The organism is Aliiglaciecola sp. M165 (assembly GCF_007197995.1).
Classification (GTDB): domain Bacteria; phylum Pseudomonadota; class Gammaproteobacteria; order Enterobacterales; family Alteromonadaceae; genus Aliiglaciecola.
On record NZ_VKKH01000011.1, the window covers coordinates 43,503 to 50,656 of the forward strand.

General features: G+C 42.8%; 9 protein-coding genes. 8 read left to right on the top strand and 1 reads right to left on the bottom strand.

Annotated elements, in window-relative coordinates:
* Positions 1-169: 169 nt before the first annotated feature.
* The 8 genes from FM019_RS20280 to FM019_RS20315 all read left to right on the top strand — a co-directional run bounded on the left by FM019_RS20280 (position 170) and on the right by FM019_RS20315 (position 6,193).
* Positions 170-1,243 carry a LysM peptidoglycan-binding domain-containing protein gene (locus FM019_RS20280; protein ID WP_143837927.1) on the top strand — a complete coding sequence of 358 codons (1,074 nt, stop codon included), beginning with the start codon at positions 170-172 and terminating at the stop codon, positions 1,241-1,243.
* Positions 1,244-1,273: 30 nt separating this feature from the next.
* The gene (gene dprA, locus FM019_RS20285) at positions 1,274-2,434 is read left to right on the top strand and encodes a DNA-processing protein DprA (protein ID WP_143837928.1); all 1,161 of its coding nucleotides are present in this window, start codon (positions 1,274-1,276) and stop codon (positions 2,432-2,434) included.
* 1 nt (position 2,435) lies between these two features.
* Positions 2,436-2,912 carry a DUF494 family protein gene (locus FM019_RS20290; RefSeq protein ID WP_143837929.1) on the top strand — a complete coding sequence of 159 codons (477 nt, stop codon included), beginning with the start codon at positions 2,436-2,438 and terminating at the stop codon, positions 2,910-2,912.
* Between the two features lie 63 nt (positions 2,913-2,975).
* Positions 2,976-3,548, top strand: coding sequence for a topoisomerase DNA-binding C4 zinc finger domain-containing protein (locus FM019_RS20295; protein ID WP_143837930.1), 573 nt, complete (start codon positions 2,976-2,978; stop codon positions 3,546-3,548).
* A gap of 59 nt (positions 3,549-3,607) precedes the next feature.
* A complete protein-coding gene (locus FM019_RS20300) occupies positions 3,608-4,171 on the top strand; it encodes a Sua5/YciO/YrdC/YwlC family protein (protein WP_143837931.1) in 564 nt (187 codons plus the stop codon).
* Positions 4,172-4,174: 3 nt separating this feature from the next.
* Positions 4,175-5,122, top strand: a complete 948-nt coding sequence (gene hemF / locus FM019_RS20305) for an oxygen-dependent coproporphyrinogen oxidase (RefSeq protein WP_143837932.1) — start codon at positions 4,175-4,177, stop codon at positions 5,120-5,122.
* A complete protein-coding gene (gene aroE, locus FM019_RS20310; protein WP_143837933.1) occupies positions 5,115-5,954 on the top strand; it encodes a shikimate dehydrogenase in 840 nt (279 codons plus the stop codon). The genes hemF and aroE overlap by 8 nt, the downstream gene beginning before the upstream one ends.
* Positions 5,951-6,193 (top strand): DUF1488 domain-containing protein, encoded by a 243-nt coding sequence (locus FM019_RS20315; RefSeq protein WP_143837934.1) that lies wholly within the window; start codon positions 5,951-5,953, stop codon positions 6,191-6,193. The genes aroE and FM019_RS20315 overlap by 4 nt, the downstream gene beginning before the upstream one ends.
* A gap of 7 nt (positions 6,194-6,200) precedes the next feature.
* On the opposite strand, the gene FM019_RS20320 is transcribed toward FM019_RS20315, so the two are convergent.
* On the bottom strand, positions 6,201-6,731 hold the full coding sequence (locus tag FM019_RS20320; RefSeq protein WP_143837935.1) for a gamma carbonic anhydrase family protein: 531 nt from the start codon (positions 6,729-6,731) through the stop codon (positions 6,201-6,203).
* Positions 6,732-7,154: the final 423 nt, after the last annotated feature.

A 7,154-nucleotide genomic window follows, 5' to 3' on the forward strand; every position in this document is an offset into this window, starting at 1 on the left:
TCGACTAAAAACTCGACCCAAGGTCAGTATTAATTACTATACGGTTCAATAAAATATGCTATTGAATCATTGACGGCGCTATTCTAGCCTAAATAGATATAAAGTTCGATCAAGCTTTATCAAGGGTAGGTCGATACTAAACTACTATGCACGGCGTAAAGAGGAAGGCATGGGCAATAAACTTATTAAATTTTTAGCGATACTAGTACTTGTGCCACTGGTAGCGATTGCTGATGTCATTAATATCAAGCAGACGGCTCCTGAAGTGTATGTCGTTAAAAAAGGCGACACGCTTTGGGATATTTCCACCATGTACCTTGACAAACCTTGGTTATGGCCGGAACTTTGGCGCAACAATGTGCACATCAATAACCCGCATTTGATTTACCCGGGAGACGAACTGCGCCTCAGATATAACGAACAGGGTGAACCTGTACTAGAGGTTGTTCGCGAAGAACCCAAGGCCGAGATAAAACTCTCACCGCAAGGCAGGATGGAACGCAAAGCCAGAGCGCCGATCCCAGCGTTACCTTGGTCTGTCATTCAGCCCTACGTTGAAAACAGTCATATCATGCAGGATGAGGAATATGGGCGATTACCCCGTTTACTAGGCAACCAAAATGGTTCAGTGAGGTTTGCCAGCGGTGACATTGTGCTGAGCAAAGCAAACCGCAGAACACCGGAACATTACAATGTCATTCGCAAACAAAATGAGATTTATGATCAGTATGACAACTTACTTGGTATTCAAATTCGTCATGTTGCAGATGCCCAACCGTTGCCAAGTGAAGTTGAAAATCAACACTTAGTTGAAGTGCAGCAAGCAAACTTCGAAGTCAAACGGGGCGACAAACTGCTGCCTGCAGTATCAACAGAATTCGAAAGCTTAGAGCTGCACCCTGCTACCCGCCAGCGTGGTCAAATTGTTGATAGCCTTGAGCAACACCGACTATTGGGTAAGTACAATGTTGTGGTGTTAGATTTGGGCGAGCGCGAAGTTAAGCCGGGTGCGGTAATGGGAATTTACCTGCAAGGTCCGGTTATTTACGATAGTGAAAATCCTAAATACGACGCGGAAAATAACTTTGTACAAAGTGCGTTTGATGGCGCGGATGAAGTTCAGCAGCCGGCTCTGAAAGTAGGTGAATTGGTTGTGTTTAAAGTGTTTGAAAAAGCGAGCTATGCACTCATTACACAATCCAAACAAGTGATTAAACAAGGCGCTATAGTTGCGAGACCTTAAATTTGGATAACTGACAAAAAAGGAATATGCATGGCACAGGATGTGCTCACCGATTGCAACGACAGTGACAAAGCTAATGAGTCAGATGGATCAAAATTGATTGATTGGCTGAGAATTCAGCTTATTCCTCAACTAGGACCTGCCACATTAACCACGTTGTTAGAAAGCACCTCTATTCCTGCTACAGATTTGCTTTCACTTCCGCCGAGAGAATTGAGATCCCTAGGTTTTAAAGACCACCAAATCAATGCCATTGAACGGCCCAATTGGCAGCTAATTGACACCCAACTTGCATGGCTCACAAAAGGTGAAAATCGCTTTGCCCTGCATCTAAAAAACGAAAACTATCCTTATTTATTGCAACAAATTTCCAGTCCACCTTTTGTAATTTTTGGCATTGGGGACAGGTCAATTCTTAATAGCTTACAACTCGCAATTGTCGGGAGCCGCAATCCGACACAAACAGGAAAACGTATTTGTTCTGAGCTGGCCCATGATGTTGCCGCTCAAGGTATGAGTGTTACTAGCGGTCTGGCGTTGGGCATTGATGCCTGCGCACACAATGCAGCTTTGAGCGCCAATGGTCGTACGATTGCGGTTCTGGGTAGTGGACTGAATAATATCTACCCGAAACGCAATGTCTCACTAGCAGATCATATAGTCGATCAAGGCGGATTGTTAATTTCTGAGTTTTTTGTCAACACACCTCCCAAAGCTGAACATTTTCCCCGAAGAAATAGAATTGTAAGCGGGCTTTCTCATGGAGTGCTGGTGGTTGAAGCTGCTGTGAGAAGCGGTTCGTTGATCACCGCCAAATATGCGCTTGAGCAGAATCGTGAAGTCTTCGCTGTCCCTGGAAGTGCACTGAACCCACTTAGTGCTGGGTGTCATCATTTGATCAAACAAGGGGCTAAGCTCGTAGAAACTTATAACGATATATTAGAGGAATTTCAGAACGTTAGTTCTTTTGACTCTGGGGCATGTGTAAGAAACTTGCAAAAAAGTCCATGTGAAAGCTTGGCAACAGCACAATTGTTAGATAGTGTAGATTATGACGTTACCGCGTTAGACGTCATTATACAGCGCAGCAATCTGCCGATTAAAGAAGTATTGGCGCAATTATTACAATATGAGTTGCGAGGTTTAGTAGCCACTGTTTCCGGTGGTTACGTCAAACTGAGGGGAAAATAATATGTTCGATATCCTCATGTATCTTTTCGAAAATTTCATTCACAGTGAAACAGAAATTCGTGTCGATCAAGATGAATTGACCGACGAGCTCGTGCGTGCCGGATTTCATCACGACGAAATATACAAAGCGCTTTCATGGCTAGAAAAACTCGCCGCATTGCAAGAAACCGATATTAACCCCTATTTTGTTAAATCCGGTAACTCGCTTGTTAACCGTATCTATACCCAAGAGGAAGAAATGCGGTTAGATGTGCAATGCCGTGGGTTTTTGATGTTTTTAGAGCAAATTAATGTGCTGGATTCTGCAACCAGAGAGATGGTCGTGGACAGAGTCATGGAAATTGATTCCAAAGAATTTTGCCTCGAGGATCTTAAGTGGGTGGTTTTAATGGTGCTCTTTAATGTGCCCGGCAAAGAAAACGCTTACGCACAAATGGAAGATCTTTTGTTTGATGAACAAGAAGGCCCGCTGCATTAAACACAAAAAAGATTTGGCGCTAGTGTTCATCTGGCGCCCACATCTATCTTTGGGGCTTAGGCAATGAGCAAAATAGATCATTCACTGTTTGCGGCTCATGAACATGCGTTAGAAGGTAATTTTGGTGAGTGCCCAGAATGTAATGGAAAACTCGCTGTCAGACGAGGTAAAACTGGCGCTTTTCTTGGTTGTGAGCATTACCCATCATGCCACTTCTCTAAACCACTCCATGACAATCATACCGAAGAAATCAAGCAAATAGAGGGATCTGAATGCCCGGATTGCGGAAAAGTTTTGTCGATCAAAAAGGGGCGTTATGGGTTGTTTATAGGATGTTCTGGATTTCCCGACTGCCATCATATTGAAGGGGTAAAACAACAAACAGATGTTCATGTGCACTGCCCTAAGTGTGCCACAGGGAAGCTCATACAACGCACAAACAAATACGGTAAAACATTTTATTCCTGTGACGCTTACCCTAAATGCAAATATTTGCTCAATCACAAACCTGTCGCGAAAAGCTGCCCTAAGTGCCATTGGGCAGTGATGGTAGAAAAACAAAAGGGTGAACAAAGAATTTTTCAATGTCCGCAAAAAAACTGCCTAACGTCGGTTAGTGACGAAGCCCAAAGCTGACTTCCCAGTCCATTCATTATCTATTACACTTGCCTGCCAATTTAACCTCGGAACCAGTTATGATTTTGGATGCAAATTCAGCGCAGCTAGTGGATGCATTTATCCGCGGTCAAGTACTGGCCTATCCCACAGAAGCTGTGTTTGGTTTAGGCTGTGATCCGCTAAATGAAAAAGCGGTCATGCAAATCCTTAATTTAAAAAACAGGCCTTTGGAGAAGGGTGTCATCCTTATTGCGTCCAATATGTCTCAGCTACTTCCGTTTGCCGACTTCAGCCAATTGGATGATAAGGTTAGAGGTATGGTGGATAAATCTTGGCCTGGCCCTAATACCTGGTTAATCCCAAAATCACCGTCGACTCCAGATTTTCTTACAGGAGGGAGTGAACTTATTGCCGTTCGTGTAAGCGCGCACCCCGTCATAAAGACGTTGTGTGAAAATTTTAACAGTGCATTGGTCTCAACCAGTGCTAATCTAAGTGGCGAAGAACCTGCAAGGACACAATCTCAAATAATTGATAAGTTTGGCGATCAAGTTGTTTGTGTTGAAGGGGAAGTCGGACAACAAGCCAATCCAAGCCAAATTCGGCACGGAATAACTGGCGAAATCATTAGAGCGAGCTAATAAATGTCAGAGTTAATATCTGCGGATATTCAACGGGTCAAATCATTCTTACTGAAATTACAGGACGAAATTTGCCACACTTTAGAAATGGTAGATGGTAAAGGTCTTTTTATCGAAGATGAGTGGCAACGTGAAGAGGGCGGTGGTGGCCGCACTAGAGTAATGACCAACGGCAATGTTATTGAGCAAGGCGGGGTAAACTTTTCTCATGTTTTTGGTACGCAATTGCCTACTTCTGCAACAGCTGCAAGGCCTGAGTTGGCTGGCAGAAGCTTTCAGGCAATGGGCGTTTCTCTGGTCATTCACCCTAACAATCCCTATGTCCCTACTTCACATGCCAATGTTCGATTTTTTGTTGCTGAAAAAGAGGGGGAGGAAGCGGTCTGGTGGTTCGGTGGTGGTTTCGATTTAACACCCTTTTATCCCTACCTTGAAGATGTTCAGCATTGGCACAAAATTGCAAGAAACCTGTGTGAGCCTTTTGGCAATAGCGTTTACCCTCAATATAAAAAGTGGTGTGACGACTACTTCTACCTCAAACATCGTGGAGAAACTCGTGGGGTGGGTGGATTATTTTTTGATGATTTAAATGAACAGGGTTTTGAAAGATCGTTCGAGTTTATGCAGGCAGTAGGTAACGGTTATCTGGATGCTTATGTGCCGATTATTGAAAAACGCAAAGCACAAACATTTGGCGAACGTGAAAGACAATTCCAACTTTATCGCCGTGGCCGCTATGTTGAATTCAATTTAGTCTACGATCGAGGGACATTGTTTGGATTGCAAACCGGTGGAAGAACCGAATCTATTCTTATGTCTATGCCTCCTTTGGCTAGGTGGGAATATGCCTATCATGCACAATCCAATACACCAGAAACCAAACTTACAGAGGTTTTTTTAAAGCCAACCGACTGGTTGAGTATGGACGCTAAGAGTGACGCTAATGAATAATCAGTCGCAAGTTGACCGATATGCGGTATTCGGTAATCCAATTGAACAGAGTCGCTCACCAGAAATTCATCAAATGTTTGCCCGTCAATCCGGTCAATCTCTAACCTATGGAAAAATATTAGGTCAGGTTGGAAAGTTTTCTGCCAGTTTAGAGCGATTTTTCAACGATCCTAATGCAAAAGGCTGTAATATCACGTCACCGTTTAAGCAAGATGCAGCGAATTGGGTCAATGATTTGTCAGAAAACGCTAAAGCATGTGGGGCAGTAAATACGATTGTCCGTCATGATGATGGCCGATTTTCAGGCGATAATACCGACGGTAAGGGTCTTATTTATGATTTGACTAAACAAGAAGTATCATTCTTAAATACAAATGTTCTATTGATCGGCGCTGGTGGAGCTGCTCGGGGTGTTGTTTTACCTTTTCTTGAACAACAAGTACAAAGTATCGACATCGTCAATCGCACAAAAACGAAAGCTCAGGATCTCGCTAGCTGGTTTGCTAGAAAAAACGTTGCTGGGTTGTCTTTTGAAGAATTAAATCAAAACAATAAAAACTACCACATTATAATAAACTGCACGTCCGCAAGTTTGGCTAACGAACTTCCAAATGTGGGTGACTACGTTTTATCTAAAGCCGATATGGCTTATGACATGGTGTATTTACCAAAACCTACGGTATTTATGGAACATGCTGCGCGCTTGGGTGTGAAGACCACAAGTGATGGGTTAGGTATGTTGGTCGGCCAAGCTGCTCACAGTTTTAAATTATGGAGAGGGGTGATGCCAGATACCCACGAAGTATTGAATCATTTGAGAGCGAGCCTTTGAATCAACACATTCAAGTAATTGATGGATTCGACTACATTGAAGAGAAATCAGCCTTAAAAATCCAAAGTATCGCAGGCGGCGCATTAATAAATTGCTATGTCATGGGAATCAATTGCGTCGATTCGGAAAAGGTTTATCAAGCGTTGCAATTTGATATTGAAGAAAAGATTACCGAATTAATAGAAAATGAAGATTTCAATTCTCAAGGTGAAATTGAAATCTCCGTTTCGCAGTTATAGTCTTGCGCTACTCTGCGAGATATTCATCTTTGGTCACTAAGTAGTTATCAGCAGAGGTTTTTAAAAAAGCAATTTCTTGTTCATTTAATTTTCTTGCCTGTTTCGCCGGACTTCCTACATATAAGAAACCACTTTTAAGTGTTTTATTGGGTGGAACCAGGCACCCAGCACCAACAAAGACATCATCTTCTACTACCGCACCGTCCATTATAATGGCACCCATACCAACTAAAATACGATTGCCTAATGTGCAGCCATGTAACATGCATTTATGTCCAATGGTCACATCGTCGCCGATAACAAGTGGATAACCATTGGGATTAGACTGGCTACTTCTTGTTACATGTAACATGGTGGCATCTTGAATGTTGGTTCTGTTGCCTATTCTCATCGTGTTAACGTCACCACGAGCAACAACCAGCGGCCATATACTTACATCATTGCCACATTGGATGTCACCAATCCATATTGCACTTTCATCTATGTAACAGTTCGACCCAAATGTGGGATCTATACCTTTAAACGAACGTATCGACATTATTTACTACCCGTCAACTTTTATGTATTCAGACAAATATAACGTTGCTAATGGGCAGATACCAATCAAATTGACCGTTTAATGTTCATTCAAACAATTTTTTTAATTAAAGCCTTGATCTTAGAAAGGGGGTCTGTAGAATGCGCGCTCGCTTCAGGGAGTTCTTACAAGAACACTCGTTCACAAAAAGCTCAGATGAGCATTTTGTGACATTGCTGTAAAGCAAGTGTGAAGCGGGATGCAGCCGGTTGGTGATTTGAAAAAAGTTTCAAATAAACAGCACAAAATGGTTGACAACATCCAAGGGGCGTGTAGAATTCGCGTCCCGCTTGAGAGAGGCTTAGGCCAAATCAAGCAAAGGTGAAAACCAAGTTTGTCGCAACCGACGTCATGTTATGACAGTCACCTTGCGCAAACGTCGCC

What these genes read in the sequence shown, in the direction of transcription:
- FM019_RS20290 (WP_143837929.1), top strand. Translation starts at nt 2,436, where the DNA reads ATGTTCGATATCCTCATGTATCTTTTCGAAAATTTCATTCACAGTGAA.
- aroE (WP_143837933.1), top strand. Translation starts at nt 5,115, where the DNA reads ATGAATAATCAGTCGCAAGTTGACCGATATGCGGTATTCGGTAATCCA.
- FM019_RS20295 (WP_143837930.1), top strand. Translation starts at nt 2,976, where the DNA reads ATGAGCAAAATAGATCATTCACTGTTTGCGGCTCATGAACATGCGTTA.
- hemF (WP_143837932.1), top strand. Translation starts at nt 4,175, where the DNA reads ATGTCAGAGTTAATATCTGCGGATATTCAACGGGTCAAATCATTCTTA.
- FM019_RS20280 (WP_143837927.1), top strand. Translation starts at nt 170, where the DNA reads ATGGGCAATAAACTTATTAAATTTTTAGCGATACTAGTACTTGTGCCA.
- dprA (WP_143837928.1), top strand. Translation starts at nt 1,274, where the DNA reads ATGGCACAGGATGTGCTCACCGATTGCAACGACAGTGACAAAGCTAAT.
- FM019_RS20300 (WP_143837931.1), top strand. Translation starts at nt 3,608, where the DNA reads ATGATTTTGGATGCAAATTCAGCGCAGCTAGTGGATGCATTTATCCGC.
- FM019_RS20320 (WP_143837935.1), bottom strand. Translation starts at nt 6,731, where the DNA reads ATGTCGATACGTTCGTTTAAAGGTATAGATCCCACATTTGGGTCGAAC.